Source organism: Roseateles sp. P1_C6 (assembly GCF_056406315.1).
On the sequence record NZ_JBFUAK010000007.1, the window covers coordinates 312,801 to 338,145 of the forward strand.

At 68.6% G+C, this 25,345-nt stretch carries 24 protein-coding genes; 8 read left to right on the forward strand and 16 right to left on the reverse strand.

Annotated elements, in window-relative coordinates; all coding sequences use genetic code 11:
• Positions 1–2: 2 nt before the first annotated feature.
• Genes AC1D29_RS17360 through rsmA form a run of 3 tightly spaced genes read left to right on the forward strand, consistent with a single transcriptional unit; the run spans position 3 to position 4,470 of the window.
• Complete coding sequence (locus AC1D29_RS17360; RefSeq protein WP_477899619.1) at positions 3–2,405, forward strand: LPS-assembly protein LptD; 2,403 nt, start codon at positions 3–5, stop codon at positions 2,403–2,405.
• Positions 2,402–3,700: a peptidylprolyl isomerase gene (locus AC1D29_RS17365; protein WP_477899621.1), complete on the forward strand. Its 1,299-nt coding sequence runs from the start codon at positions 2,402–2,404 to the stop codon at positions 3,698–3,700. Before AC1D29_RS17360 ends, AC1D29_RS17365 begins: the two co-directional genes overlap by 4 nt.
• Positions 3,688–4,470 carry a 16S rRNA (adenine(1518)-N(6)/adenine(1519)-N(6))-dimethyltransferase RsmA gene (gene rsmA / locus AC1D29_RS17370; protein WP_477899623.1) on the forward strand — a complete coding sequence of 261 codons (783 nt, stop codon included), beginning with the start codon at positions 3,688–3,690 and terminating at the stop codon, positions 4,468–4,470. Before AC1D29_RS17365 ends, rsmA begins: the two co-directional genes overlap by 13 nt.
• Before the next feature lie 200 nt (positions 4,471–4,670).
• Here rsmA and AC1D29_RS17375 read toward each other — a convergent pair whose 3' ends face one another.
• The 3 genes from AC1D29_RS17375 to AC1D29_RS17385 form a co-directional block, all read right to left on the reverse strand.
• Positions 4,671–5,069, reverse strand: coding sequence for a barstar family protein (locus tag AC1D29_RS17375; RefSeq protein WP_477899625.1), 399 nt, complete (start codon positions 5,067–5,069; stop codon positions 4,671–4,673).
• A 47-nt stretch (positions 5,070–5,116) separates the two neighbouring features.
• Positions 5,117–5,539 (reverse strand): guanyl-specific ribonuclease, encoded by a 423-nt coding sequence (locus AC1D29_RS17380; RefSeq protein WP_477899627.1) that lies wholly within the window; start codon positions 5,537–5,539, stop codon positions 5,117–5,119.
• Positions 5,540–5,783: 244 nt separating this feature from the next.
• Entirely contained in the window at positions 5,784–8,081 is a 2,298-nt protein-coding gene (locus tag AC1D29_RS17385; protein WP_477899629.1) for an NADP-dependent malic enzyme, read from the reverse strand.
• Positions 8,082–8,175: 94 nt separating this feature from the next.
• On the opposite strand from AC1D29_RS17385, the gene thiL reads away from it, so the two are divergent.
• From thiL to AC1D29_RS17400, 3 genes are all read left to right on the forward strand, one after another.
• On the forward strand, positions 8,176–9,114 hold the full coding sequence (gene thiL / locus AC1D29_RS17390; RefSeq protein WP_477899631.1) for a thiamine-phosphate kinase: 939 nt from the start codon (positions 8,176–8,178) through the stop codon (positions 9,112–9,114).
• The gene (locus tag AC1D29_RS17395) at positions 9,111–9,638 is read left to right on the forward strand and encodes a phosphatidylglycerophosphatase A family protein (RefSeq protein WP_477899633.1); all 528 of its coding nucleotides are present in this window, start codon (positions 9,111–9,113) and stop codon (positions 9,636–9,638) included. Before thiL ends, AC1D29_RS17395 begins: the two co-directional genes overlap by 4 nt.
• A 162-nt stretch (positions 9,639–9,800) precedes the next feature.
• Entirely contained in the window at positions 9,801–10,298 is a 498-nt protein-coding gene (locus AC1D29_RS17400; RefSeq protein WP_477899635.1) for a CinA family protein, read from the forward strand.
• 9 nt (positions 10,299–10,307) lie between these two features.
• On the opposite strand, the gene AC1D29_RS17405 is transcribed toward AC1D29_RS17400, so the two are convergent.
• The 5 genes from AC1D29_RS17405 to leuS are packed head-to-tail and all read right to left on the reverse strand — an operon-like array spanning position 10,308 to position 17,554.
• Complete coding sequence (locus AC1D29_RS17405) at positions 10,308–12,701, reverse strand: putative bifunctional diguanylate cyclase/phosphodiesterase (RefSeq protein ID WP_477899637.1); 2,394 nt, start codon at positions 12,699–12,701, stop codon at positions 10,308–10,310.
• Between the two features lie 10 nt (positions 12,702–12,711).
• Positions 12,712–13,302, reverse strand: a complete 591-nt coding sequence (locus tag AC1D29_RS17410) for a methylamine utilization protein (protein WP_477899639.1) — start codon at positions 13,300–13,302, stop codon at positions 12,712–12,714.
• A 58-nt stretch (positions 13,303–13,360) separates the two neighbouring features.
• Entirely contained in the window at positions 13,361–14,431 is a 1,071-nt protein-coding gene (holA, locus tag AC1D29_RS17415) for a DNA polymerase III subunit delta (protein WP_477899641.1), read from the reverse strand.
• Positions 14,431–14,919: an LPS-assembly lipoprotein LptE gene (locus AC1D29_RS17420; RefSeq protein ID WP_477899643.1), complete on the reverse strand. Its 489-nt coding sequence runs from the start codon at positions 14,917–14,919 to the stop codon at positions 14,431–14,433. The genes holA and AC1D29_RS17420 overlap by 1 nt, the downstream gene beginning before the upstream one ends.
• 4 nt (positions 14,920–14,923) lie before the next feature.
• Positions 14,924–17,554 carry a leucine--tRNA ligase gene (gene leuS / locus AC1D29_RS17425; RefSeq protein ID WP_477899645.1) on the reverse strand — a complete coding sequence of 877 codons (2,631 nt, stop codon included), beginning with the start codon at positions 17,552–17,554 and terminating at the stop codon, positions 14,924–14,926.
• A gap of 161 nt (positions 17,555–17,715) precedes the next feature.
• Between leuS and AC1D29_RS17430 the strand changes: the two genes are divergently transcribed.
• Complete coding sequence (locus AC1D29_RS17430) at positions 17,716–18,621, forward strand: PEP-CTERM sorting domain-containing protein (RefSeq protein ID WP_477899647.1); 906 nt, start codon at positions 17,716–17,718, stop codon at positions 18,619–18,621.
• Here AC1D29_RS17430 and AC1D29_RS17435 read toward each other — a convergent pair.
• The 4 genes from AC1D29_RS17435 to AC1D29_RS17450 are packed head-to-tail and all read right to left on the reverse strand — an operon-like array spanning position 18,587 to position 20,948.
• Positions 18,587–19,000, reverse strand: a complete 414-nt coding sequence (locus AC1D29_RS17435) for an ExbD/TolR family protein (RefSeq protein WP_477899649.1) — start codon at positions 18,998–19,000, stop codon at positions 18,587–18,589. The two genes, AC1D29_RS17430 and AC1D29_RS17435, sit on opposite strands and share 35 nt — an antisense overlap.
• Position 19,001: 1 nt before the next feature.
• Entirely contained in the window at positions 19,002–19,646 is a 645-nt protein-coding gene (locus tag AC1D29_RS17440) for a MotA/TolQ/ExbB proton channel family protein (RefSeq protein ID WP_477899651.1), read from the reverse strand.
• A gap of 1 nt (position 19,647) precedes the next feature.
• Positions 19,648–20,382 (reverse strand): 4-hydroxy-tetrahydrodipicolinate reductase, encoded by a 735-nt coding sequence (dapB, locus tag AC1D29_RS17445; protein WP_477899652.1) that lies wholly within the window; start codon positions 20,380–20,382, stop codon positions 19,648–19,650.
• The gene (locus tag AC1D29_RS17450; RefSeq protein ID WP_477899653.1) at positions 20,379–20,948 is read right to left on the reverse strand and encodes an outer membrane protein assembly factor BamE; all 570 of its coding nucleotides are present in this window, start codon (positions 20,946–20,948) and stop codon (positions 20,379–20,381) included. Before AC1D29_RS17450 ends, dapB begins: the two co-directional genes overlap by 4 nt.
• 102 nt (positions 20,949–21,050) lie before the next feature.
• On the opposite strand from AC1D29_RS17450, the gene fur reads away from it, so the two are divergent.
• A complete protein-coding gene (gene fur / locus AC1D29_RS17455) occupies positions 21,051–21,491 on the forward strand; it encodes a ferric iron uptake transcriptional regulator (protein ID WP_477899654.1) in 441 nt (146 codons plus the stop codon).
• Here the strand turns inward: fur and AC1D29_RS17460 are convergent.
• The 4 genes from AC1D29_RS17460 to hpf form a co-directional block, all read right to left on the reverse strand.
• Positions 21,488–22,903, reverse strand: a complete 1,416-nt coding sequence (locus AC1D29_RS17460; RefSeq protein ID WP_477899655.1) for a nicotinate phosphoribosyltransferase — start codon at positions 22,901–22,903, stop codon at positions 21,488–21,490. The genes fur and AC1D29_RS17460 overlap by 4 nt on opposite strands.
• On the reverse strand, positions 22,900–23,856 hold the full coding sequence (gene hprK, locus AC1D29_RS17465) for an HPr(Ser) kinase/phosphatase (RefSeq protein ID WP_477899656.1): 957 nt from the start codon (positions 23,854–23,856) through the stop codon (positions 22,900–22,902). Before hprK ends, AC1D29_RS17460 begins: the two co-directional genes overlap by 4 nt.
• Positions 23,857–23,903: 47 nt before the next feature.
• Entirely contained in the window at positions 23,904–24,374 is a 471-nt protein-coding gene (gene ptsN, locus AC1D29_RS17470) for a PTS IIA-like nitrogen regulatory protein PtsN (protein WP_477899657.1), read from the reverse strand.
• Positions 24,375–24,631: 257 nt separating this feature from the next.
• Positions 24,632–24,973: a ribosome hibernation-promoting factor, HPF/YfiA family gene (gene hpf, locus AC1D29_RS17475; protein WP_293500614.1), complete on the reverse strand. Its 342-nt coding sequence runs from the start codon at positions 24,971–24,973 to the stop codon at positions 24,632–24,634.
• Positions 24,974–25,345 lie beyond the last annotated feature (372 nt).

Below are 25,345 nucleotides of genomic sequence, written 5' to 3' on the forward strand. Positions count from 1 at the left end.
GCTTGCCCCCGCCGCCCGTGCCGCGCTCGCATCCTCACCCCCACCTCGCCCCGCTGCCCATCCTGATTGCCCTGGCCCTGTGCGCCTGGGGGCAGGCGTCGGCGCAGCAGGTCACGCCCGAGGGGGCGCTGCCGCTGCGCAGCAGCCGCGTGCTGGGCCCGCAGGCCAAGTCGGGCACGAAGCCGGGGGCCAAGCCGGCCCTGGTCATCAGCGCCAACAAGGTGACGGCGCAGACGGATCAGCAGGCCGAGGCCTCCGGCGGCGTCGAGATGCGCTACGGCGAGCTGCTGCTCAATGCCGACCAGTTGAACTACCGCATCGCCGACGACTTTGCCCGCGCCGAAGGCCAGGTGCGCATCAACCACCAGGGCAATGTCTTCACGGGGCCGCTGCTGCAGCTGCACGTGAGCCGCTTCGAGGGCGAGTTCCTGACGCCCAGCTTCTTCCTCGCCGCGACCGGCGGCGCTGGCAAGGCCGATGTCATCAAGTTCCAGGACAGCGAGCACCTGAGCGCCACCCAGGGCAGCTACAGCAGCTGCCCGGTGGTGGACGACCAGGAGCCGGCCTGGCAGATCACGGCCAAGCAGCTGCGCCTGGACCTGGCCGCCAACGAGGGCGAGGCCGAGGGCGCGGTGCTGCGCTTCCTGGGCGTGCCCATCCTGGCCGCGCCGTCCCTGAGCTTCCCGCTCAGCTCGGCGCGCAAGTCGGGCTGGCTGCCGCCCAACATCTTCCTGGACAACCGCAGCGGCCTCGAGCTGGGCGTGCCTTATTACTGGAACATCGCGCCGCAGCGCGATGCGACGCTGACGCCCTTCATCATGTCCAAGCGCGGCGTGGGCGTGGACGGCGAGTTCCGCTACCTGGAGCCCGGCCACGCCGGTCGTATCAACGTCGACCTGCTGCCCAGTGACCGCGTCTTCGGCCACTCGCGCTGGGACCTGAAGCTCAACAACGACGGCCGCCTGGGCGACTGGCGCTACAAGCTGCGCAGCGAGCGCGTCTCCGACGACGACTACTGGAAAGACTTGTCGCGCCGCGTCGAGAGCCAGACGCCGCGGCTGCTGGCCAGCGACTTCACGGTGAACCGCCAGCGCGAGCTGTCCTGGGGCGTCATCGACACCTATGCCCGGCTGCAGCACTGGCAGACGCTGCAAGGCACCGATGCGCTGGCGCAGTTCGACTCGCCCTACCAGCGCAGCCCGCAGATCGGCGTGCGCGTGACGACGGCGGCCGACGAGGCCGTGCTGGACAGCTTCCGCCCCTGGGGCCGCAAGGCGCGGCTGGAGGGCGGCCTGGAGCTGGAATACAACCGCTTCGACCTGCCCGGCTCGGCGCTGCCCGGCCAGCCGCGTGGCGGCCAGCGTTTCCATGCGCTGGGCCACATCGCCGCACCGCTGGGCGGCGAGGCCTGGTGGTTCATCCCGCGCGTGTCCGTCAATGCCGCCGCCTATGACCTGGACCGGCCGCAGAGTGACGGCCGCCAGCGCATGGGCCGCGTCATCCCGACGCTGAGCATCGACCACGGCTGGGTCTTCGAGCGCGACACCAAGCTGTTCGGCCGCGCGATGCGCCAGAGCCTGGAGCCGCGCCTGCTGTACGTGAACACGCCGTTCCGCGACCAGGCCAACCTGCCCAACTTCGACGCGGCGGCCAAGGACTTCAACTTCGACTCCATCTACACGGACAACCCGTTCTCGGGCGTGGACCGGGTGTCGGACCTGCACGCGGTCAGCGTCGGCGCGACCAGCCGCTGGGTCAGCGCGTCCCAGGGTGAGGAAATCCTGCGCGTCGGTGCCGTGCAGCGCTTCCTGTTCCGCGACCAGCGCATCACGCCCGACGGCCAGCCCGTCACGCAGCGCTTCTCCGACCTGCTGCTGGCCGCCGCCGCCCACCTGGACGAGCGCTGGTGGGCCGAAAGCACGCTGGAGTTCAACCCCGAGACCAACCGCTCGGTGCGCTCGGTCGTGCGCGCGCGCTACTCGCCGGGGCCGTTCAAGACCGTCAGCGTCGCCTACCGGCTGGCGCGCGCGCAGAGCGAGCAGGTCGAGTTCGCCTGGCAGTGGCCGATCTACGGCGAGCCCGTCACGTCGCGCGGCGCCGACAGCCGCGCCAGCTGCAGCGGCGCCTGGTACAGCGCGGGCCGCGTGCAGTACTCGCTGCGCGACAAGCGGCTGACCGATTCGGTCGCCGGCTTCGAGTACGACGCCGGCTGCTGGGTGCTGCGTTTCGGCCTGGAGCGGCTGTCCACCGGCCGCGCCGAAACCAACACCCGTTTCATGCTGCAGCTGGAGCTCGTCGGCCTGTCCCAGCTCGGATCCAATGCCCTGAAAGTCTTGAAGGACAATGTGCCCGGTTACCGCAGGCTGAGCTCCGACCGCTCACCGAGTTCAGACTTCCTACCATGATGCATCGCCTCGTTCCCCTTGTTCTGGCCCTGGCCGCCCTTCACGTCTCGGCCCAGACGCCCACACTGCAGCCGGGGGACTACATCGCCGCCGTCGTCAACCAGGACGTCGTCGCCGCCAGCGAGGTCGTCCAGCGCACCGAGAAGCTGCGCCAGGAGGCCCGCCAGCGCGGCGAGGTCATGCCCGAGACGGCCGGCCTGCGCAAGCAGGCGCTGGAGGCCCTCATCGAGGACCGCGTGCTCGTCACCTATGCGCGCGAGAACGGCAGCAAGATCGACGAGGCCGAGCTGGACCGTGTCGTCGCCAACGTCGCCGCGCAGAACAAGCTGACGATGGCCCAGTTGCGCGAGCGCCTGAAGGCCGACGGCACCGACTACAAGAGCTTCCGCGAGAACCTGCGCGACCAGATGATGACCGAGCGTGTGCGCGAGCGCGAGGTGCAGGGCCGCATCAAGGTGACCGACGCCGAGATCGACGCCTACCTCGACAAGAAGCGCGCCGCGCTGGAGCAGGGCGGCCAGATCAACCTGGCCCAGGTGCTGGTGCCGGTGCCCGATGGCGCGGCGGAGGCCGTGGTGGCCGAGCGCCGCGCGCGCGCGGAAGCCGCGCTGGCCCGCATCAAGGGCGGCGAAGACTTCGGCAAGGTGGCCCGCGAGGTCTCCGAGGACAGCAACAAGGCGCGCGGCGGCGAGATCGGCATGCGCCCGGCCGACCGTCTGCCCGACATTTTCGTCAACGCCACGGCCAGCCTGAAGACCGGCCAGGTCGCACCGGAGCTGCTGCGCAGCGGCGCGGGCTTCCACATCCTCAAGGTGGTCGAGCGCCAGGGCGCTTCGTCGCTGACGCAGGCCACGCAGACCCATGCCCGCCACGTGCTGCTGCGCCCGTCGGCCCAGCTGACCGCCGAGGTCGCGGCCCGCCGCCTGGCCGAGTTCAAGCGCCAGATCGAGACTGGTAAGGCCAAGTTCGAGGACATCGCCAAGGCCAACTCCGAGGACGGCAGCGCCGAAGCCGGCGGCGACCTGGGCTGGATGGGCGCCGGTGGCTTCGTGCCCGAGTTCGAGGAGGCGATGAACGCGCTGCCGTTGAACGGCATCTCGCCGCCGGTCATGTCGCGCTTCGGCGTGCACCTGATCCAGGTGCTGGAGCGGCGCACCGTCGAGGTCGAGATGAAGCAGCTGCGCGACCAGGCCCGTGGCGCGCTGCGTGAGCAGAAGTACGACGAGGCCTACCAGGAGTGGGTCAAGGATCTGCGCAACAAGGCTTTCGTTGAAGTGCGGGAATGGCTCGACTGAGCGGTTCCCACATCCCGCGCAAGCGTTTCGGTCAGCATTTCCTGACCGACAAGGCGCTGATCGAAGCCATCGTTGACCTGATCGACCCGCAGCCGGGCGAAACGGTCGTGGAGATCGGCCCGGGCCTGGGCGCCATGACGCTGCCGATCCTGGCGCGCTACAAGCCGCTGACCGTCATCGAGCTCGACCGTGACCTTGCCGCGCGCCTGCGCAAGCGCGATGACGTCGAGGTCATCGAGAGCGATGTGCTCAAGGTCGACTTCAAGGCGCTTGCCGCGGCCAAGGGCGCCAAGCTGCGTGTCGTCGGCAACCTGCCCTACAACATCTCCACGCCCATCCTCTTCCACCTGCTGGACGCGGTGGACGACGTCGTCGACCAGCACTTCATGCTGCAGAAGGAAGTCGTGGACCGCATGGCCGCCGCACCCGGCGGCAAGGACTACGGGCGCCTGTCGGTGATGCTGCAGTGGCGCTACGACATCGAGTCGGTGCTGGACGTGCCGCCCGAGGCCTTCGACCCGCCGCCGCGCGTGGACTCCGCCATCGTGCGCATGCAGCCGCTGAAGCCCCCGTTGGGGCTGGACCCGGCGCTGCTGGGCGCGCTGGTCACCAGCGCCTTCTCGCAGCGTCGCAAGCTGCTGCGCCACAGCCTGGGCCGCTGGCTGGCCGAGCGCGGCTACACCGGGCACTTCGACCTGCAGCGGCGCGCCGAGGAGGTGCCGGTGGACGAGTTCGTCGCGCTGGCGCTGGAAGTGAAAACGGGACCCTGAGGTCCCGTTTTTGATTGGCGAACGGCGGTTTCAGGCCGCGCTCAGCCACATCGAGGTATCGAAGGCGCTGCACATCATCGGCATGTTCATGCCGAAGTTGGGGTTGCCAATCGTCGTCTTCGCGCTTTTCGGCGCGGGCTTCTCAATCACCGGGGCCACCTCAGCAGCCCGCTCCCATGACCCGTTTTCTTGGGAGCGGGCTACTGAAAAGAATAGAAGCACCGGAAGGCTATCTTCCTGTCGGCCCAGTAGTCGGCCGTGTCCCGGAAGACATCGAGCAGCTGCTCGCGTGCCTCGCGGTCGAAGCGCACGTTGTCGGGCAACTGCTCCAGCACCACGACAAAGCCAGGCTGCGAGCCTGCCTTGTGGACGAGGTCGGTCATGCAGTCATGCAGGGCGTCCAGGTTCTTGCCGAAATGCGCCGGGAACAAAAAGGCCTGCGCGATGCCATCGAGCACGTCCTGCTTGGACTGCGCCTCCGACAGGTTGGCGTACAGGAAATGCTGGCCCGCTTCATGGGCGGCCTGCATCAAGTCCTCGACCCGGTAGGCCCGTATGGCCTGCACGATATTGGGACGGACGGTCTGCAACAAAAGCATGGTCACGATCCTCCTTTCAAGTCACAAAACTGCTGAACCTGCGACGTTCACCGGGCCGCTGCGGCGCGGATGCGCTTGAAGCTGGCATAGTGATCGTCGGTGTAGTAACAAACCTCGGGCGCCGTCGGGGGCGTGCCGCCACAGATGAGGCGGCGCGCGCCACGGTTGCGGGCACCTGGGGTTTTGACCGTGTACTCGCGATAGAAACCCCGTGCCTGGCGAGGCAGGAGGCGTTCGCGGTTGCCGAACACCACGCCGTCCTTGGCGTAGGGAAACGGGCCGCCGGCGTGGACGAGCCGGTGGGTTTCCTGGGCCTGGACGGGCAGCTCGCTCAGCGTGATCTCAGCCAGAGCGGGCGTTGTGGTGGGCGTTGCTTCCTTGGCTTGCACGCCGCCGGCCAGGCCGGAAAGCAGCAGGGCGGTGGTGACCGCCGAGGCGCCTGAGCGCGCCAGCCACGAGAGCAAAAACACGGGTTTACCCTGTTCCGAAAACCGATATGGTACCGAAGCGACCCCAAAAGCTCAAGCCGGACCCCGCCGCCGCAGTCTGGAATGAGGGCATGTGAGCCTGCGCTCACACTTCGCTAAGTGCTTGTTTTTTCAGCATTCGTGACGAGGTTATGACAAAGTTTTCGGACTGAAAACTTCTGTCAATTGGGGCAGTCCGGGCGCTTTTGGGGCTTTCCCGGGCGTCCCCGGCCTACCGCGCGGGTGCTCAGCCCCGTGCTGCGTTGGCGTCGGCGACGGTCAGCGCCGTCATGTTGACGATGCGGCGCACCGTGGCCGATGGCGTCAGGATATGCACCGGCTTGGCCGCGCCCAGCAGCACCGGGCCGATGGCGATGCCGCCGCCGGCGGCCGTCTTCAGCAGGTTGTAGGAGATGTTGGCGGCGTCGATGTTGGGCAGCACGAGCAGGTTGGCTTCGCCGGTCAGCGGGCTGTTCGGCATGATCTGCTTGCGGTAGGGCGCGTCCAGCGCCGTGTCGCCGTGCATCTCGCCGTCGACCTCCAGCCAGGGCGCCAGCTGCTGGATCAGCGCCAGCGTGTCGCGCATCTTCACGGCCGAGGGCTTGTCGCTGGTGCCGTAATTGCTGTGCGACAGCAACGCGGCCTTCGGCGTCAGGCCGAAGCGGCACATCTCCTGCGCGGCCAGGATGGTGATCTCGGCCAGCTGTTCGGCGCTGGGGTCGTAGTTGACGTGGGTGTCGACCAGCATGACCTGGCGCCCCGGCAGGATGAGGCCGTTCATGCAGGCATAGGTCTTCACGCCGGCGCGCCTGCCGATGACCTGGTCGATGTAGGCCAGGTGGGTGGCTGTCGTGCCCCAGGTGCCGCAGAGCATGCCGTCGACCTCGCCCTTGTGCAGCAGCATGGCGCTGATGAGGGTCAGGCGGCGGCGCATCTCGATCTTGGCGAGTTGCTGGGTGACGCCCTTGCGCTCGGTCATCTGCAGGTAGGTCTGCCAGTAGTCGCGGTAGCGGTCGTCGTGCTCGACGTTGACGATGTCGTAGTCGCGCCCCTGCTGCAGGCGCAGGCCGAAGCGTTCGCAGCGCTCGGCGATGACGTCGGGGCGGCCGATCAGCGTCGGCCGGGCCAGGCCCTCGTCGACGACGACCTGGGCCGCGCGCAGGATGCGCTCCTCCTCGCCCTCGGCGTAGGCGACGCGCTTGTTGGGCGCCCGCTTGGCCGCGGAGAAGATGGGCTTCATCGTGTTGCCCGACGCGTAGACGAAGCTCTGCAGCTTCTCGCGGTAGGCATCCCAGTCCTTGATGGGCCGCGCGGCGACGCCCGAATCCTCGGCCGCCTTGGCGACGGCCGGCGCGATGCGCATCATCAGCCGCGGGTCGAAGGGCTTGGGGATCAGGTATTCGGCGCCGAAGCTCAGCGTCGCGCCAACATAGGCGGCGGCGACCACTTCACTCTGTTCGGCCTGCGCCAGGTCGGCGATGGCGTGCACCGCGGCGATCTCCATCTCGACGTTGATCGTCGTGGCGCCCGAGTCCAGCGCGCCGCGGAAGATGTAGGGGAAGCACAGGACGTTGTTGACCTGGTTCGGGTAGTCGGTCCGGCCCGTGGCCATGATGGCGTCGCTGCGCACGGACAGCACTTCCTCGGGCAGGATCTCGGGCGTGGGGTTGGCCAGCGCAAAGATCAGCGGTTGCGCGGCCATGGTCGCCACCATGTCGGCCTTCAGCACGCCGCCAGCCGACAGCCCCAGGAAGATGTCGGCGCCGGCAATCGCCTCGCGCAGGCTGCGCTGCGACGTCGGCTGCGCGAAGACCGCCTTGTCCGGGTCCATCAGCTCGGTGCGGCCCTCGTAGACGACCCCGGCCAGGTCGGTCACCCAGATGTTCTCGCGCGGCAGGCCCAGCTTGACGAGCAGGCCCAGGCAGGCGAGTGCGGCCGCACCGGCGCCCGACGTGACCAGCTTGACCTGCTTGATGTCTTTGCCGACGACCTTCAGGCCGTTCAGGAAGGCTGCGCCGACGACGATGGCCGTGCCGTGCTGGTCGTCGTGAAAAACGGGGATCTTCATGCGCTCGCGCAGCTTGCGCTCGACGTAGAAGCAGTCCGGCGCCTTGATGTCCTCGAGGTTGATGCCGCCAAACGTCGGCTCCAGCGCGGCGATGCAGTCGACCAGCTTGTCCAGGTCGTTCTCGGCCACCTCCAGGTCGAAGACGTCGATGCCGGCGAACTTCTTGAACAGAACGCCCTTGCCCTCCATCACTGGCTTGGATGCCAGCGGGCCGATGTTGCCCAGGCCCAGCACGGCCGTGCCGTTGGAGACGACCGCAACCAGGTTGCCGCGCGACGTGTAGCGGAAGGCGTTGGCCGGGTCCGCGACGATCTCCTCGCAGGCCGCGGCGACGCCGGGCGAATAGGCCAGCGCCAGGTCACGCTGGTTGACAAGCGACTTGGTCGCCGCGATGGCGATCTTTCCGGGCGTCGGGAACTCGTGGTACTCGAGGGCTGCCTGGCGGAGTTGGGCGCGTTTTTCTTCTGAGCTGGTCATGGCGAGGATCACTGAGGCCGACGGGTTTGGAATCATGCCACCGAGGTTGCATGGGGTCGCTGTGGATGTCCACAGCGCAGAGACAATCGCGGGCATGGGCGAGTTCGATCTGATCCGGCGGTATTTCCAGCGCCCCGCGGCTGATGGCGTCGAGGTGGGCGTGGGCGACGACTGCGCCGTGCTCGTGCCCACGCCGGGCGCGCGCTGGCTGGTCTCCAGTGACATGCTGGTCGAGGGCCGGCATTTCCTGTCGACGGTCGAGCCGTGGCGGCTGGGCCACAAGGCGCTGGCCGTCAACCTGAGCGACCTGGCGGCCTGCGGCGCGACGCCGCGAGGCTTCACATTGGCGCTGGCGCTGCCGCGTGTTGACGAAGCCTGGCTGGCCGGTCTGGCGCGCGGCCTGTGGGCGCTGGCCGACGCCAGCGGCTGCCCGCTGATCGGCGGCGACACGACGCAGGGGCCGCTGAACATCTGCATCACCGTGTTCGGCGAGGCTCCCCCGGGGCAGGCCTTGCTGCGCAGCGGCGCGCGCGTGGGCGACGAGATCTGGGTGTCGGGGCGGCTGGGTGATGCGCGCCTGGCGCTGGAGGTGTTCCGCGGCACGGTCGCGCTGGACGCGGCCGGCTTCGAGGCCGCGCGCGCGGCGATGGAATGCCCGACGCCGCGGCTGGCGCTGGGCCAGGCGCTGCGCGGCATCGCGACGTCGGCCATCGATGTGTCCGACGGCCTGCTCGGTGACCTGGGCCACATCCTTGCGGCGTCCAGCGTCGGCGCGCGGCTGGATGTCGACGCGCTGCCGCGCAGCGGCGTGCTGGCCGCACAACCGGCCGTGCTGCAGCGCGAATGCCTGCTGGCCGGTGGCGATGACTATGAGCTGGTCTTCACGGCGCCGGTCGGTGCCGGCCTGCCTGACGTGGGTGTGGCGTTGACGCGCATCGGCGTCATCGAGGCCGAGGCCGGTCTGCGCGTCGTCGACGCGCACGGTACGGCGGTCGAGCATGGCCTGCGGTCCTTCGACCATTTCAAGTCATGAGCGGCGCCCCGATCCGGCCGACGCCCGCCTTCATGCTGCGTCATCCGGCGCGCTGGATCGCGCTGGGTTTTGGCAGCGGGCTGAGCCCGAAGGCGCCGGGCACCGTCGGCACGCTGTGGGCCTGGCTGGTCGCCTGGGTCATCTCGCCGTGGATGAGCGAGCTGTCCTGGGCGCTGCTGCTAGGCCTGGGTACGGTCATCGGCTGGTGGGCCTGCACGCGCTGCGCGCAGCAGATGAACACGCCCGACCCGGGCGCTATCGTCTGGGACGAGGTCCTGGCCTTCTGGCTCATTCTTTGGCTGATCGCGCCGGCGGGCTTTGTCGGCCAGGCCGTCGCCTTCGGCCTGTTTCGCTTCTTCGACGCGGCCAAGCCCGGCCCGGTGGGCTGGGCCGACCGGCTGTTCAAGGCCGAGCGCGGCACGCCGATCGGCTGGGCCCAGGGCTTTGGCATCCTGTTCGACGACTTCGTCGCGGCCGGCTGTACGCTTGCCGTCATCGCGCTGTGGCGTGCGTTGTTGGGGTAACGGGGTGAGAGGGCAGCCAACATGCCCGCCTTGACTCGCCAAAACACCCCACTCGTCGTTGCAAATGCTCGTCGTGGCCCCTAGGCACGACTGCGCTTTGCGCCTAGATTGAGGCGCTTTGACGAGCCCTTTCGGGCACGCCGGATACCCTCACACCCTCTCATGTTTGCCGACGACTACGAACTGATAGACCGCATCGGCGTGGCGCTGATGCAGCGGCGCGAGCGCATCGGCACGGCCGAGAGCTGCACCGGCGGCCTCATCGCCGCGGCCTGCACCAGCCTGGCCGGCTCCAGCGCCTGGTTCGAGCGCGGCGTCGTCAGCTACAGCAACGAGGCCAAGGCCGAGCTGCTGGGCGTGCCCAAGGGCCTGATCGCGCTGCATGGCGCCGTCAGCGCCGAGGTGGCCGAGCACATGGCGCGTGGCCTGCTCGCGCATGCGCCCATCGACTGGGCCTTGTCCGTGACCGGCGTTGCCGGCCCGACCGGCGGCAGCGAGGCCAAGCCGGTCGGCACGGTCTGGCTGGCGCTGGTGCATGCGGGGCGCCCCGCCAAGGTCTGGCGCGAGAACTTCAGCGGCGACCGCCACGCGGTGCGTGCTCAGACGGTGACGGCGGGCCTGACGGCGCTGTGCGACGCGCTGGAAGACAAGGACGCCTGAGAGGGCCGTTCAGCCCAGCTTGGCCATCACGCTCTCGGCCGTGATGGCCGAGTCATCCGGCGGCTGCCAGCTCTGCGCCCAGGCGATGAACTGCTCCTGCGGCATGGGCTTGCAGATGTAGTAGCCCTGGCCCTCGTCGCAGCCCAGGCGCGCCAGCATGGCCCAGGCCTTGGCCGTCTCCAGCCCCTCGGCGACGACGGTGAGGCCCAGGTTGTGGGCCAGCTCGATTGTGGAGCGCACGATGCGCGCGTCGTCCAGGTCGCGCTCCATCGCCATGACGAAGCTCTTGTCGATCTTCAGCTCGTCCACCGGCAGCCGCTTCAGGTAGGCCAGCGACGAGTAGCCGGTGCCGAAGTCGTCGATGGACAGCTTGAAGCCCATCGCATGCAGATGCTCCAGCGTGGACAGCGCCCGTTCGGGGTCGTCCATGATCGCGCTCTCGGTGATCTCCAGGCACAGCGACGCCGGGGGCACCTGCAGCGGCGCCATCAGGGCTTCGATCTTGCCCGGCAGCTCCTGGTCCATCAGGTCGCGCGTGGACAGGTTGACCGACAGGCGCAACGACAGGCCGGCGTCCAGCGCCAGGCGCGAGAACCGGGCCGCGCCGGACAGCACCCAGGCGCTGAGCATGCGGATGAAGCCGGTCTGCTCGGCAAACGGGATGAACTGCATCGGCGGCACGAGGCCGCGCGTCGGGTGCTGCCAGCGCACCAGTGCCTCGGCACCGATGACGCGGCCGTGCTGCAGGTCGATCTTGGGCTGCAGGAACAGGCGGAGCTCGTCGTTCTCGACGGCGCGGCGCAGCTCGGACAGCAGTGACAGCGACTCCTGGCTGCCGGCGTCCAGCTGCGCGTGATAGATCAGGCTGCCGCACTGGCGCGTCTTGGCTGCGTACATGGCCAGCTCGGCACGGCCCAGCAGCAGGTTGACGTCGGCGCCATGCTCGGGGAACAGCGCGATGCCGATGCCAGCGCCCAGGTCGATGGTCTCGTTGTCGATCTGCAGCGGACGCTCGAAGTCCTTCAGGATGGCCAGCGCCGCCTCGCTGGCGGCGCGCGCGTCGGTATGCGCCAGCAGCACCGCGAACTCGTCGCCCGACAGCCGCGCGAGCACCGAGTGGGCCGGCGCGCACAGCGCCTGCAGCCGCTCGGCGACCGACTGCAGCAGCCGGTCGCCGACCTCGTGGCCCAGCACGTCGTTGACGTGCTTGAAGCGGTCCAGGTCCAGCATCAGCACGGCGCCGGGCGTGTCGCTGTTGAGCAGGTGGTGCTGCAGGAATTCGGCGAAGCGCGCGCGGTTGGGCAGCAGCGTCAGCTGGTCCACGTAGGCGAGGTTGTTGACCAGCGCGTCGCGGCGGCGGATGCCTTCGCGCATGCTCTCCAGCGCCAGCGCCAGCTTGTGCACTTCGTCCAGGCGCGAGGTCGACGGCACCGGCGTGTCGTAGTCGCCGCGCTCCAGCCGCCGCGCCGAGGTCGACAGCGTCGTGATGGGCCCGCTGATGCCGCGCGCCAGCAGCACGCTGACGAGGGCGAACACGGCCACGCCCAGCACGGTCAGGCCCAGCAGCACCAGTTGCAGCTGCTGGTAGGGCGCCAGCGCCACGTCCAGCGAGCGCAGCAGCAGCACGCCCAGGCGTTGTTCGCCGCTGATCAAGGCCACGAAGCGTGCGCGCATGCGCTCGCCCGCCAGCTCCACGACGCCGTCCGCTGGCGCCGCCGTGCCCAGGCGCTGCGGCAGCGCGGCGGCTGCGTCGGCGTCGAGGTTGCCGACGATGTTCAGCCACGGCTGGCCCGGCGGCTGCAGCAGCACGACGCCTTGCAGCTCGGACAAGGCCTTGAGGTCGTCCAGCACGCCGCGATCCAGCGAAAACCCCATCAGCACCCAGCCCACCGGCGCCGGCGTGCGCACCTGCACGGCCACCAACTGGTAGACCGTCTGGCCCTGGACGGCCAGCACCGCGCCGTCCGGGTTTTGCACGAGGCGCCGCAGCGCCGTGCCGAAGGCCGCGGCACCATCGCGTGTTGCCGCGACCAGTTGCTGCTGGTCATCGAAATAGGCGACGACCGAGGCGCCGACCCGCTCGCCCTGGTTGCTGAGGGCGTCCTTGATGGTGTCGACGGTGCCGGCCTCGGCCAGCGACAGGCCCACCGTGCTGCGAAAGCCGTAGTCCTTGGCCAGCAGCTCGGCGGCGTCATGCAGCTTGCCGGCGCGCTGGTCCAGCAGGCGGCGCAGCACGCGCTCGCCGGTCTGCAGCTCGGCCGCCAGCGAGTCCTCCGCGTTGTGCGTGATGCTGGCGTGGATGGCGACGAAGCTGACCAACTGCACAACCAGCAGCAGCGCCAGGAAGAGGCCGACGATGCGGCCCTCCAGACGACGCAGGTTCAGCCAGGCCGGCCAGTGCATCTTGTCGTGGTCACTCGGCGAGGGTCAGCACGCTGGTGCCACCGGACGCGGGGACGTCGAGCTTGAGGGCTTGCAGCGAGGTCGACTTCTGCCCCGCGTGCCAGGCCTTGACGGCATGTTCGCCGGCGGGCAGGTCGAACGCTGCCTGGCCCTTGGCGTCGGTGCGCGCGAAGGTCGCCGTGTCGACGACGATGACATGGGCGCTCATGCGGTCGTGGATGTTGCAGCCCAGCGTGGCGACGCCGGGCTTGTCGAACACGACGGGCTCGGCCGGCGTGCCCGAATAGAGCTTGATGTCGATGACCTTGGTCGGCGAGAACGAGTAGACGTGATGCCGCACGGTGTCGAAGTTCGGGAAGTTGACCGACGTGCCGGTCTGCACGATGAGCAGCTGCGGCGTGAACTGGCGGTCGCGCTGGCCCATCTCGGCCTTGGCCGTGCTCGTCTTTGCCGCGCGCCCCTTGACCTCCACCGCCACGGCGGCATCGGCAACGGGTTGGCCGGCGGCATTGCGCACTTGCACGGTCACCGGCACGGCCAGGGCCGGCAGTGCGCACAGGCCCAGCACGGCGGCGGCAACAGACAGGGAGGGGGAGGGCATGGCGCGTGTCAAAGGCGGAGCGAGGCTCCGGGCTCTGCAACGATAGCCCGATTTGCGCTCAGTGAGCAGCCAGAACAACGCCCGATCGACCGCCCACGACGTCGGCGAGCATTAGTGCCAGCCGGCGCAGTGCGGCCCAGGGGTCGCTGGGCCAGTCCGGGTGGCGCAAGCCCTTGACGAGGCCGTCGCAGACCTGGGCCGCCTGCACCAGCGCGCCCGCCTGGGCGGCGTCCAGCCGCGGCGCGACGCGCTCGAAGAGGCGCTCCTTGACGCCCCAGACCCGTGCCTCGCGCAGCGCCAGCGGCAGCGGCTTGCCGGCGTCCAGCGCGCCGCGCACGCGCGCCAGCGCGCGGATGTCCTCGGCCAGCGTCCAGTGCACCAGCACGGCCGCCTCGCCCTCGGCCTCCAGGCCGTCCAGCATGCGCAGCAGCCGCGGCACGGCGCCGGACAGCACGGCCTCGCTGAGCTTGAAGACGTCGAAGCGTGCCACGTCCAGCACGGCGGCCTCGATCTGCGCCAACGTCAGCTCGCCCTTGGGGTGCAGCAGCGCGAGCTTCTGCAGCTCCTGGTGGGCGGCCAGCAGGTTGCCCTCGACGCGGTCGGCGAAGAAGGCCAGCGCGCGCTGGCCGTCCTCACCCTCGGGCACGGACTGGCCCTGGGCCTTCAGGCGCTGCGCCAGCCAGGCCGGCAGCGAGCGGCGCTCGACGGGCTCGACCCGCAGCGACACGCCGTTGCCGTCCAGCGCCGTGAACCAGGCGCTGGACAGCTGGGTCTTGTCCAGCCGCGGCAGCGTGACCAGCGTCAGCACATCGTCGGGCACGGCCTCGGCATAGCGCTGCAGCGCTTCGGAGCCGTCCTTGCCGGGCTTGCCGCTGGGGATGCGGATCTCGATGAACTGGCGCTCGGAAAACAAGCTCATCGCCTGCGCGGCGGCCAGCACCGGGGCCCAGTCGAAATAGGCGCCGGAGACGATGAAGATCTGGCGCTCGCCGAACCCCTGGGCGCGCGCCGCGACGCGGATCTGGTCGGCCGCCTCCTGGGCGAGCAGCGGCTCGTCGCCGTGCACCGTGTAGATGCGGGCCAGGCCCTTGCCAAGATGGGCCGCGAGGGCCTCGGCGCGCAGCTGCATCAGGTGCGCAGCTTCACGGCCGCCAGGCGGCGCATGACCTGAGCGATCGCGTCGGAGTGCATCGCACCGTACAGGTTGGCCGCCTCCTGCTCCTTGGCCAGCGCGGCCGTCTCGGTGTAGTTCATGTCGCGCGCCAGGCGCAGCTCGACCTTGGGCACCAGCAACTCGCCGTCGGCCGTGCGGATCAGGTAGTCGAACTGCAGGCGCAGCTGGAATTCACGCACCTGGCCCACGCTGGTGGATGCGACGACGGTGCGGTCGCGGTACTCGTGCAGCACCTCCAGCACGACCTGGGCGCGGTTGGGGTCGTCGAGCACCTGCACCGGCGTGCGCTTGATCTGGCGCCTGAGGCCGGCGGCCAGCGGCGATTCCGGCGCGAAGCCGGTCAGCCCCAGCGTCTTGAACGGCAGCTCGGGCTCGCGGCGCAGCTCGAAGCCGCAGCCGGCGAGGGCCACGGTGCCGAGCAACAGGAGATGGCGGCGCTGCATCACGTCACACCACAATGTTGACGAGGCGGCCGGGCACGATGACGACCTTCTTGGGCGCCCGGCCTTCGCTGAACTTCGCGAACTCGGGGTTGGCCAGCGCGGCCGCCTCGATGGCGGCCTTGTCGGCAGATGCCGCCACCTTCACCGAGCCGCGCAGCTTGCCGTTGACCTGCAGCATCAGCTCGATCTCGTCCTGCACCAGCGCGGCCTCGTCGACCGTGGGCCAGGGCGCGTCGAGCAGGTCGCCGAGCTCGGCGGCAAAGCCGAGGTCTTGCCAGAGCTGGTGGGCGATGTGCGGCGTGGCCGGGTAGAGCACGCGCAGCAGCACCGAGAAGCCGTCGCGGACGGCGGCCGACTGGCCTTCGGCCTTGAAGCCTTCCAGCGCATTCAGCAGCTTCATCGCGCCGGAGACGACGGTGTTGTACTGCATGCGCTCGTAGTCGTAGCTGACCTGCTTCAGCACGTTGTGCACCTCGCGGCGCAGCGCCTTGCCATCGCCATTCAGCGCCGCGTAGTCGGTGCCGCCGGTCTTGATCGCGTCGCCGTTGCGCGCGCCGAAGTTCCACACCCGCTTCAGGAAGCGGTGCGCGCCTTCGACAGCGGCGTCGTTCCACTCCAGCGTCTGCTCCGGCGGGCTGGCGAACATGACGAACAGGCGGGCCGTGTCGGCGCCGTACTGGTCGATCAGCGCCTGCGGGTCCACGCCGTTGTTTTTCGACTTGGACATGGTCGTCATCTCGTACTCGAGCGGCGTGCCGTCCTTCTTCAGCTTGGCGCCGGCGATACCGCCCTTGTCGTCGTGGATGACGTCGATCTCATGGTCCCAGTAGTAGTCCTTGCCGCCGCCCTCGGGCTTGTGGAAGAACGCGCCCTTCAGCACCATGCCCTGCGTCAGCAGCTTCTCGAACGGCTCGCTGATGGTCACCAGGCCCAGGTCGCGCATCGCCTTGGTCCAGAAGCGCGCGTACAGCAGGTGCAGGATGGCGTGCTCGATGCCGCCGATGTACTGGTTCATCGGCATCCAGTACTTCGTGCCGTCCGCCACCATCGCCTGGTCGTTGGTCGGGTCGCAGTAGCGCATGAAGTACCAGGACGAATCGACGAACGTGTCCATCGTGTCCGTCTCGCGCTTGGCCGGCTTGCCGCACTTGGGGCAGCCGACGTTCAGGAACGCGGCGTGCTTGTTCAGCGGGTTGCCGCTGCCGTCCGGGATCAGGTCGTCGGGCAGCACGACGGGCAGGTCCTTCTCGGGGACCGGCACGACGCCGCAGTCGTCGCAATGGATGATGGGAATGGGCGTGCCCCAGTAGCGCTGGCGGCTGACGCCCCAGTCGCGCAGGCGCCAGGTGGTCTTCTTCTCGCCCAGGCCCTTGTCGGCCAGCAGCTCGGCGACCTTGTTGACGGCGTCGACATGCGACAGTCCATCCAGCGCGCCGGAGTTGATGCAGCGAGCCTTTTGCTTGTCGCCGTACCACTCGGCCCAGCGCTTGTCGTCATAGGCCTGGCCGTCGACGTCGATGACCTGCTTGATCGGCAGCTGGTACTTCAGCGCGAATGCGAAATCGCGCTCGTCATGCGCCGGCACGCCCATGACGGCGCCGTCGCCGTAGCTCATTAGCACGTAGTTGCCGACCCAGACCTCGACCTGCGCGCCGGTGATCGGGTGCGTGACGAACAGGCCCGTGGGCACGCCCTTCTTGTCCTGCGTGGCCAGCTCGGCCTCGGTCGTGCCGCCGGCCTTGCATTCCTCGATGAAGCGGGCGACCTCGGGCTTGTCCTTGGCCGCGACGGTGGCGAGCGGGTGCTCAGGCGCCACGGCACAGAAGGTCACGCCCATGATGGTGTCGGCACGGGTCGTGAACACCCACAGGCGCCCACCGCCGCCTTCGATCGTGTGCGGGAACGCGAAGCGCACGCCCTGGCTCTTGCCGATCCAGTTCTCCTGCATCAGCCGCACGCGCTCGGGCCAGCCAGACAGATAGTTGGGATCAGTCGGGTCGGCCACGGCCGACAGCAGCTCCTCGGCGTACTGCGTGATCTTCAGGTAATAGCCGGGGATCTCGCGCTTCTCGACCAGCGCGCCCGATCGCCAGCCGCGGCCGTCGATGACCTGCTCGTTGGCCAGCACGGTCTGGTCCACCGGGTCCCAGTTGACGACCTGCGTGCGGCGCTCGGCGATGCCCTTCTCCAGCATCTTCAGGAACAGCCACTGGTTCCACTTGTAGTAGCTGGGCTGGCAGGTCGCGACCTCGCGGCTCCAGTCGATGGCCAGGCCCATGGCCTGCATCTGGCCCTTCATGTGGGCGATGTTGGAGTAGGTCCACTGCGCGGGCGGCAGCTTGCCCTTCATCGCGGCGTTCTCAGCCGGCAGGCCAAAGGCGTCCCAGCCCATGGGCATGAGGACGTTGTAGCCCTTCATGCGCAGCTGGCGGGCCAGCATGTCGTTGATCGTGTAGTTGCGCACATGGCCCATGTGCAGCTTGCCCGAGGGGTAGGGCAGCATGGAGCAGGCGTAGAAGTGCGGCTTGGATGCGTCCTCGGTGACGCGGTAGGCGTCGCGCTCCGTCCAGTAGGCACGGGCGGCGGCTTCGATCTCGTTCGGGTTGTAGCTGGGCGCTTCGGTCTTGGCGTTCATGGGCCAAATTGTAGGTGGGGGCCTCCGGCAGCCCGGGCGCAGCCGGGCCTTGGACAGCTCCATCCCGCCGGCCCGCGCTGGCGACGGCCCCTAGCTTGAACTTTCACAACGACATTCGAGCGCCTTTACTGGTTGGATAACTCTGGCCAGGGAGCCCGTCCATGTCCGCTGCGCGCCTTCGTTCATTCGCTCCAGCAAGCCGCTGGGCTGCTGCCACCCTGCTGGCGCTTCTGGGCTCGGTGGTGGCGCACGCTGCCCCCACGGCGTCGGTGGCCTTCGGCATTCAGGGCGAATTCCCGCCCACCAGTTTCAGCGATCCGGTGTTCACCGAGAACAGTCGCCACGTCGACACGTCCTCGCTGCTCGCCGACCTGTGGGGCGCTGCCGACCTGCGCGACGGCACGGTGCGGGCAAAGATGAAAACGACACCCGTGACGGTGTACCAGAGCAGCCCCATCGCCATCGCGGGTGCCTCGATCACGGACGATCTGCACGTCATCGGCCCCGGTACGGCGCCCGTGCCCATGACGATGACGCTGGACGTTGATGCGCTGCTGCCGATCAACCCCGCCTTGGGCGCCAACGGCCACGAATCGCTGATCTTCCGCGCCACGATGTCGGCTCTCGGCGTGCCGGGCAAGGAAATGCGGGTGATACGGTCCAAGAGCCTGGACGGGAACGGTGCCGTCACCCAGGACGACATCGTCTGCCAGTGGGACTGCGGCCTGCTCAACGAGCCGTTGACGCTGGCCGGTGTCGTCAACGGCAAGTTGATGGTGCAGGGCATGGTGGTGCCGAATGCCCCCTTCACCTTCTGGGCCACCGTCGAGCTGCAGACCTTCATCTACCCCATCGGCCTCACGGCCGAGATCGATGCCAGCCACACCGCGCGTGTGTCCTATGCGCTGCCGGACGGCTACACGCTGGGGTCGCAGTCCGGTGTCTTCCTGACGGCCCCCGTGCCGGAGCCGTCAACGACCGCGCTGGCCCTGGTGGGCGGCGCGTTGCTGGTGGGGTTGCTGCGGCGGCGTTCTAAGGCTGCTGCGCCACGAACGCGATGCGATTGAGCCCGGCGGCCTGCACCCAGCCGATCAGCTCGGCCACCTGGCCATAGGGCACCGCGCGGTCGGCGCGCAGCTGCACTTCCATCTGCTTGTTGGCGCGGCCCAGTTCGTTGATGCGCTGCTGGAAGGCCTTCGCGTCCAGCTCGTCGTCGCCCAGGTGCAGCTTGCCGTCCGGTGTGATCGCCACGGCGACGAAGCTCGGCGCGTCGCTGGGCGTCGCGGCCTCGCTCTTGGGGAGGTCCAGCCGCAGCGAGGCGGTCATCAACGGCGCGGTGATCATGAAGATGACCAGCAGCACCATCATGACGTCGATCAGCGGCGTCATGTTGATGTCGCTCATGGGCCGAGAGGCGTCGAGCTTTTCAAGACGACCGAAGGCCATGTCAGTCCGCGTCGAGCAGTTCGCGCAAGTCGTGCGCGAAGCCTTCCAGATCGGCCTCGCAGGCCGCCACCAGCTTGCCGAAGACGTTGTAGGCGAGCACCGCGGGGATGGCGACTGCCAGGCCGGCGGCCGTCATGATCAAGGCCTCGCCGACCGGGCCGGAGATCTTCTCGATGGTGATGTTGCCGGCTGCCGAGATGCTGCCCAGCGCGTGGTAGATGCCCCAGACGGTGCCGAACAGGCCCACGAAGGGCGCCGTCGCGCCGACGGACGCCAGCAGCACCTGGCCGAACTGCAGCTTGGCCAGCACCACGTGCAGCGCATCGCGCAGGCGCCGCGTCAGGCGGGATTCGCGCCTGGCCGATGCATCCAGCGTGGCCGTGCGGGTCTCGGCCGTGGCCGCGTCCAGCAGCGGCAGCAGCAGCACTTCGGTGTCGAAGGTCTGCAGCGCGCTGCGGCCTTCGGTGACACCCGCCGCGGCCCAGAATGCCGGCACCGCGCGCGTGAGGCCGCGGCGCGCGCGGCGCAGCAGCCAGGTCTTCCACAGGATCAGCGCCCAGGCGCTGACCGACATGGCCAGCAGCAGCAGCGCCACCGCGCGGCCGACCAGGTCGCTTTGGGCCCAGAAGTCCGCGAAGCCGCCCATGTCAGGCGAAACCCAGCACGTTGTTCATGCCGAACAGGCCCGTCCTCTTGTCGACCAGGAAGCGCGCGGCGCGCAGGCTGCCCTGGGCGTAGATGCCGCGGTTGCTGGCCTTGTGGCTGATCTCGATACGCTCGCCCGTGCCGGCGAACAGCACGGTGTGGTCGCCGATGATGTCGCCGCCGCGCACGGTGGCAAAGCCGATGGTGGACGGGTCGCGCACGCCGGTGACGCCTTCGCGGCCGTAGACGGCGCATGCCTTGAGGTCACGGCCCAGCGCGTCGGCGACGACCTGACCCATCTGCAGCGCGGTGCCGCTGGGGGCGTCGACCTTGTTGCGGTGGTGGGCCTCGACGATCTCGATGTCGAAGCCCTCGTCCATCGCGCGGGCGGCCATGTCCAGCAGCTTGAGCACGACATTGACGCCCACGCTCATGTTGGGCGCAAAGACGATGGCCGTGCGCTCGGCGAACTTCGCGATCTCGGCCTTTTGCGCCGCGTCGAAGCCGGTCGTGCCGATGACGGCCTTGACGCCCAGCTCCGCGCAGACCGCCAGGTGGGCCAGCGTCGCCTCGGGGCGGGTGAAGTCGATCAGCACATCGGCGCCGGCCAGGCCCGCGCGGACGTCGTCGCCCTTGTCGAGGGTGACGTGCAGCTGGCAGTCCTCGGTGGCTTCGACGGCCTCGATGAGCATCTTGCCCATGCGGCCCGATGAGCCGGTGATCGCGACCTTGATCACGAGCCCGATCCCAGCTTGGCGTCCAGCGGCGGGTAGGTGCGGCCCGGTGCGGGGCCTTCGGCGGCGGCCGTGGGCGCGGCCTCGGCGCTGCGCTTGGGCGGCGGCAGGGCGCCGCGCTCGGTCTCGCTCAACTCCAGCTTGGGGGTCTTGTTGCCGGGCTTGAAGGTGTTGATCGAGGCGACGAAATCGTTCTCCGCCGGCAGGTCGTCGGGCACGTCCAACGACTTCAGCTTGTCGTCCTCGAAGACCGCGACGACCAGGCGCTGCTGCGCCGGGGCGCCCTGGCGGCGGATGGTGAAGACATAGTCCCAGCGCGCCTCGTGGAAGACGTCGGTCAGCAGCGGCGAGCCGAGCAGGTCACGCACCTGGGCGCGCGGCATGCCGGGCTTGACCCGCGCGACCATCTCCTTGGTCAGCACATTGCCCTGCACGACCTCGACGCGGTAGGGCGTCAGCACGCCCAGCACCTTTTCGCCGGTGATGGAGGGCAGGGAATCCCATTTGGGCAGATAGGAGCAGCCGCCAAGCAGCGCAAGCAGCGGGAGAGAGGCAAGCAGGGGTCGCATGGGCGGCTGGACAGAGTACGGAAAGTGCCGGCCGAAAGCTCGGCTGGCTATGATCGGCGGATTCTAGCGGGGCCCTTTGTCGGGGCTCCGGCCCCACGCGCCATGCCTTCCTCCGTCAAAGACCAGACCAGCGACATCAAGAACAGCGGCCTCAAGGCGACGCTGCCGCGCATCAAGATCCTCGAGATCTTCCAGCGCACGCAGCAGCGCCACATGACGGCCGAGGATGTTTACAAGGCTTTGCTCGGCGAGGGCGCCGACATCGGCCTGGCCACGGTCTACCGCGTGCTGCAGCAGTTCGAGCAGGCGGGCCTGCTGAGCCGCAACCATTTCGAGACCGGCAAGGCCGTCTACGAGTTGAACGAGGGGCATCACCATGACCACCTCGTCTGCCTGAACTGCGGCAAGGTCGAGGAGTTCTTCGATTCCGGCATCGAGTCTCGCCAGCACGCCATCGCCAGCGAGCGGGGCTTCCAGCTGCAGGAGCACTCGCTGGCGCTGTACGCGACCTGCGTGAAGACCGACTGCCCGAACCGCGGCTAGAGCGACGCGCGAGCGCGTATCGCCGCGAAGCTGTCGTCGACGAGCAGCCGGCCGTTCTCGTACACGGTGCGCAGCACCTCGGTCGCGCCGTCGGCCAGTGCCTGCTGGTAGCCGGGTGAATCGACCCGCACCGTGGCGAAGGCACCGTCCCGGCGCATCAGTGTCAGCCGGCCGGCCTTGCTGCGCTTGGCCGGGTCCGTGACCGGGGCCTTGAAGACGTCGCGCCAGCGGCCGTCGATCTCGGCGGCCGAGGCCTTCATCGCAAAGCCCAGCGAGTCGCGGTTGACCTGTTGCAGCAGCGCGCCGCCCTGGCCGAAGGCGATGTTGTCGGCCGAGTAGCCGGCGGCTTCGAGCGCGGCCAGGATGCTGGCGATGGACGTGCGGGTGATGCCGTCGCCCTGGATGACGCGCACATGGCGCAGCACCTTGTAGCCCTTGGCGTTGACGTCGCTGCCAAACGCCGCGTCCAGGGCCTGGACGGTGCGGGCGACCACCGTGGTGGGATCGCCGCTGTCCGGGCGGATGACGACCGTGGCGCCGCTGGCGATGACCTCCTCGCGCAGCGCGCCGCCCCACAGCTGGGTGACGGCGGCGTCGAGGTCGTAGGAGTCGGACACGACGGCCAGCAGCGCGCCGGGTTTGCCGAACTGGCGCAGCATGTTGCGGTAGGCGGCCAGCTCGCCGTCGCGGCCCCAGGCCGTGATGGTGCTGTGTTCGGCCGCGGGGATGGAGAAGCCGGCCATGGGCTCGCCGTAATAGACGCGCGCGCCCAGCAGCGCCGTCATCGTGTCCGTGCCCTGGAAGTTCACCAGGTGGGCCATGCCGCCCAGCATGGCGGACTCCAGCGACGACACGCCGCGCGCGCCGAAATCATGCAGCTTGAAGGGCAGGCCCTCCAGCGAGCCGGTGCGGGTCAGCGCGTCGGCGATGACGCGGCGCGTCGCGTGGCTGTGCGTGGCCACCGTCGTCGGGTACCAGACGCGCAGCAGCGCGGTCTCGATGAAGCTCGTCAGCCACCAGCAGGCCGGGTCGGTGTTCTCGACGGTGACCAGCGCATGGTTGACCGGCACGACCGTGCCCTCGGGCGCCGCGCGGATGCGCAGCGGCAGGCGGCCGCCGTGGGCCTCAACGATGTGCAGCCAGCCGTCGTGGTTGAAGGGCACGCCGTGGGCGGCGCAGACCTCCGCGGCCAGCGTGACGTCGTCGGCGGTGACCGGCTTGGCGAAGTACTCCTTCAGCAGCGCCTGCAGGCCGAAGAACACCGTGTAGGGCAGCGAGCCGCCGCGCGCCTCGATGTAGCTGAAGACCGTCGTCGTGCCGGGCGGGTATTGCAGCCAGTGGCTGGCCTTGTAGCTGTCCGTGTTCAGGACCAGCAGGCGGGCGATGTCGCTGAAGCCGTTCAACGGGTTCAATCGATGGAGCCGTTGTCGATCGCGCGTTGGTGGCGCTCGACGAATTCCTTGTACGTGTCGATGCCGCGCAGCTGCAGGATGGTGTTGCGCACGGCGGCTTCCACCAGCACGGCCAGGTTGCGGCCGGCGTCCACGGCAATGACGACCTTGCGCACCGGCATGCCCAGCACGTCCTCGTGCAGCGGCTCGTAGGGCAGGCGCTCGAAGTCGCGCTCCATCGTCTCCTTGCGCACCAGGTGGACGATGAGCTTCAAGCGCATCTTGCGGCGCACGGCGGTCTCGCCAAATATGGCCTTGATGTCCAGCAGGCCGATGCCGCGCACTTCCAGCAGGTTCAGCAGCAGTTCGGGGCAGCGGCCCTCGATGGCGGTCTGGGCGATGCGGAAGAAGTCGACCGCGTCGTCGGCGACCAGGCCGTGGCCGCGCGAGATCAGCTCCAGGCCCAGTTCGCTCTTGCCCAGGCCCGATTCACCGGTCAGCAGCACCCCCAGGCCCAGGATGTCCATGAAGACGCCGTGGCGGGTCGTGCGGTTGGCGAACAGCTGCGACAGATAGCCGCGCACCAAGTCGATGACATGGCCGGCCGACTCGGCGGTGCGGAACAGCGGGATCTCGGCGCGGTCGCACATCGCGACCAGGCGCGGCGGCGGCACGGTGTCGTCGGCCACGATGATGACCGGCGGCTCCAGCGTGACGATGCGCGAAATGCGGCGGTCCTGGACGTCCGTGCCTTCCTGGCTCAGGTATGCCACCTCGCGGCGGCCGACGATCTGCACCCGGTAGGGGTGGATGTAGTTCAGGTAGCCAACCAGGTCGGCCGCACTCTGCGCATCGCGCACGGCGGCTTCGTCAAAGCGGCGCTCGGGGTGGGCGTGGCCGGCGATCCATTCCCAGCGCAGGGCCTCGCGGTGCTCTTCGAAGAGTCGCTCCGCGCTGATCGAGGTGGGCTTCAATGGGTTGGAACGGTCTTAGGGTTTACGCGAAGCGCCGAAAAGGGGCTTCAAGCCACGGACTTCAGCGGCTCCCAGGCCGCGATGAGTTTGTGCAACGTCGCGGCGTCCGGCTCGGCTTTGAGCTGCTCGCGCAGTTCGCGGTCGGACAGCATCTCGGCGATCTCGGACAGGATCTCCAGATGACGCTGCGTGGCGGCTTCCGGCACCAGCAGGAAGATCAGCAGGCTGACGGGCTCGTCGTCCGGCGCATCGAAGGCGATGGGCTGCTGCAGGCGCAGCACGGCGGCCAGCGGGTTCTTCAGCCCCTTGACGCGGCCATGCGGGATGGCGACGCCGTGGCCAAGGCCCGTCGAGCCCAGGCGCTCGCGGGCGAACAGGTTGTCGGTGACCAGCGCACGGGCCATCTGGTGATGATTTTCGAACAGCAGGCCGGCGTGTTCGAAGGCGCGTTTCTTGCTGGACGCATCCACGTTCACCAACACGTTGTCGGCGGGCAGGATGGCGGCGAGACGGTTCATGGGTTGAGGCCGAGCATGGGGGCGCCTAGTGGGCGCGGCCGCCGCCGGGCAATGGGTCAATCAGAGCGACAGATTATGGAACTCCGGGCTGCTTTGGGGTGGGCGGATGCCCCTAGAGGCGTGGAAAACGGCGCCCAAAACCCCTGAATGCGGGTTTTTGCGGCACTGCAGCAACAACCGATTGCCGTGCGGCGTCGTTGATTGCGTATTGCAAAAACAAAAGCGGCCCGCAGGCCGCCTGAGATGAACTGCAATGCTCAGCTCGCCGACACCTCAAGGCGCTTGGCCGAGGCGTGGTGGTGGTCTTGCACCTTGTCCTTGTGGCGGCAGACCTGGCGGTCGAGCTTGTCCATCAGCTGGTCGATGGCGGCATAGAGATCCTCGTGGGACTGCTCGACAAAGATGTCGCGGCCCTTGACGTGTAGCGTGACTTCAGCGCGCTGGCGGCGCTCCTTCTCCTTTTGCTTCTCCACGGTCAGCAGGACGTTGATGTCAACGACCTGGTCGAAGTGGCGGGTCACACGATCCAGCTTGGTGAGTACGTACTCGCGCAGGGCTGGCGTGACTTCGAGGTGATGGCCACTGATCGTCAGATTCATAAAGCCTCCTTTCAGAGGAATGGGTCGGGAAACGAACCGGAAAACTGAGAAAACTGAGACGAAGGGGAGGAGGAGGGAGGGGTGTTTACAGGTAGCGGAGGTGGGTGGGAGTGGGGAAATCGACGAGCGCAGTTTGCGCGCGAAGGCGCTGCATGACAAGGGGATGACGGTGACGGTTTGTGGCCTTCGGGGCCTCGTTTTCGCGGCTTCTTTCACGCCTTGAGCCGGTGCAATAATCCGCGGCTATTCCCCCTACGGAGACCTTCTTGGACAGCGATCACCCTCGGTGACCGTCCACTCCCGCCACGCGCGCTGAGCTGCGCGTCCCGCCCGGAGTGAGACGGTTGACCTGAATCCCGCCACCCCGGACGG

Bases quoted from the DNA above. Each gene is read 5' to 3' on its own strand.
- AC1D29_RS17365 (WP_477899621.1), top strand. From the start codon at position 2,402: ATGATGCATCGCCTCGTTCCCCTTGTTCTGGCCCTGGCCGCCCTTCAC.
- rsmA (WP_477899623.1), top strand. From the start codon at position 3,688: ATGGCTCGACTGAGCGGTTCCCACATCCCGCGCAAGCGTTTCGGTCAG.
- AC1D29_RS17375 (WP_477899625.1), bottom strand. From the start codon at position 5,069: ATGCTTTTGTTGCAGACCGTCCGTCCCAATATCGTGCAGGCCATACGG.
- AC1D29_RS17385 (WP_477899629.1), bottom strand. From the start codon at position 8,081: ATGACCAGCTCAGAAGAAAAACGCGCCCAACTCCGCCAGGCAGCCCTC.
- thiL (WP_477899631.1), top strand. From the start codon at position 8,176: ATGGGCGAGTTCGATCTGATCCGGCGGTATTTCCAGCGCCCCGCGGCT.
- AC1D29_RS17395 (WP_477899633.1), top strand. From the start codon at position 9,111: ATGAGCGGCGCCCCGATCCGGCCGACGCCCGCCTTCATGCTGCGTCAT.
- AC1D29_RS17400 (WP_477899635.1), top strand. From the start codon at position 9,801: ATGTTTGCCGACGACTACGAACTGATAGACCGCATCGGCGTGGCGCTG.
- AC1D29_RS17405 (WP_477899637.1), bottom strand. From the start codon at position 12,701: ATGCACTGGCCGGCCTGGCTGAACCTGCGTCGTCTGGAGGGCCGCATC.
- AC1D29_RS17410 (WP_477899639.1), bottom strand. From the start codon at position 13,302: ATGCCCTCCCCCTCCCTGTCTGTTGCCGCCGCCGTGCTGGGCCTGTGC.
- holA (WP_477899641.1), bottom strand. From the start codon at position 14,431: ATGCAGCTGCGCGCCGAGGCCCTCGCGGCCCATCTTGGCAAGGGCCTG.
- AC1D29_RS17420 (WP_477899643.1), bottom strand. From the start codon at position 14,919: ATGCAGCGCCGCCATCTCCTGTTGCTCGGCACCGTGGCCCTCGCCGGC.
- leuS (WP_477899645.1), bottom strand. From the start codon at position 17,554: ATGAACGCCAAGACCGAAGCGCCCAGCTACAACCCGAACGAGATCGAA.
- AC1D29_RS17430 (WP_477899647.1), top strand. From the start codon at position 17,716: ATGTCCGCTGCGCGCCTTCGTTCATTCGCTCCAGCAAGCCGCTGGGCT.
- AC1D29_RS17435 (WP_477899649.1), bottom strand. From the start codon at position 19,000: ATGGCCTTCGGTCGTCTTGAAAAGCTCGACGCCTCTCGGCCCATGAGC.
- AC1D29_RS17440 (WP_477899651.1), bottom strand. From the start codon at position 19,646: ATGGGCGGCTTCGCGGACTTCTGGGCCCAAAGCGACCTGGTCGGCCGC.
- AC1D29_RS17450 (WP_477899653.1), bottom strand. From the start codon at position 20,948: ATGCGACCCCTGCTTGCCTCTCTCCCGCTGCTTGCGCTGCTTGGCGGC.
- fur (WP_477899654.1), top strand. From the start codon at position 21,051: ATGCCTTCCTCCGTCAAAGACCAGACCAGCGACATCAAGAACAGCGGC.
- ptsN (WP_477899657.1), bottom strand. From the start codon at position 24,374: ATGAACCGTCTCGCCGCCATCCTGCCCGCCGACAACGTGTTGGTGAAC.
- hpf (WP_293500614.1), bottom strand. From the start codon at position 24,973: ATGAATCTGACGATCAGTGGCCATCACCTCGAAGTCACGCCAGCCCTG.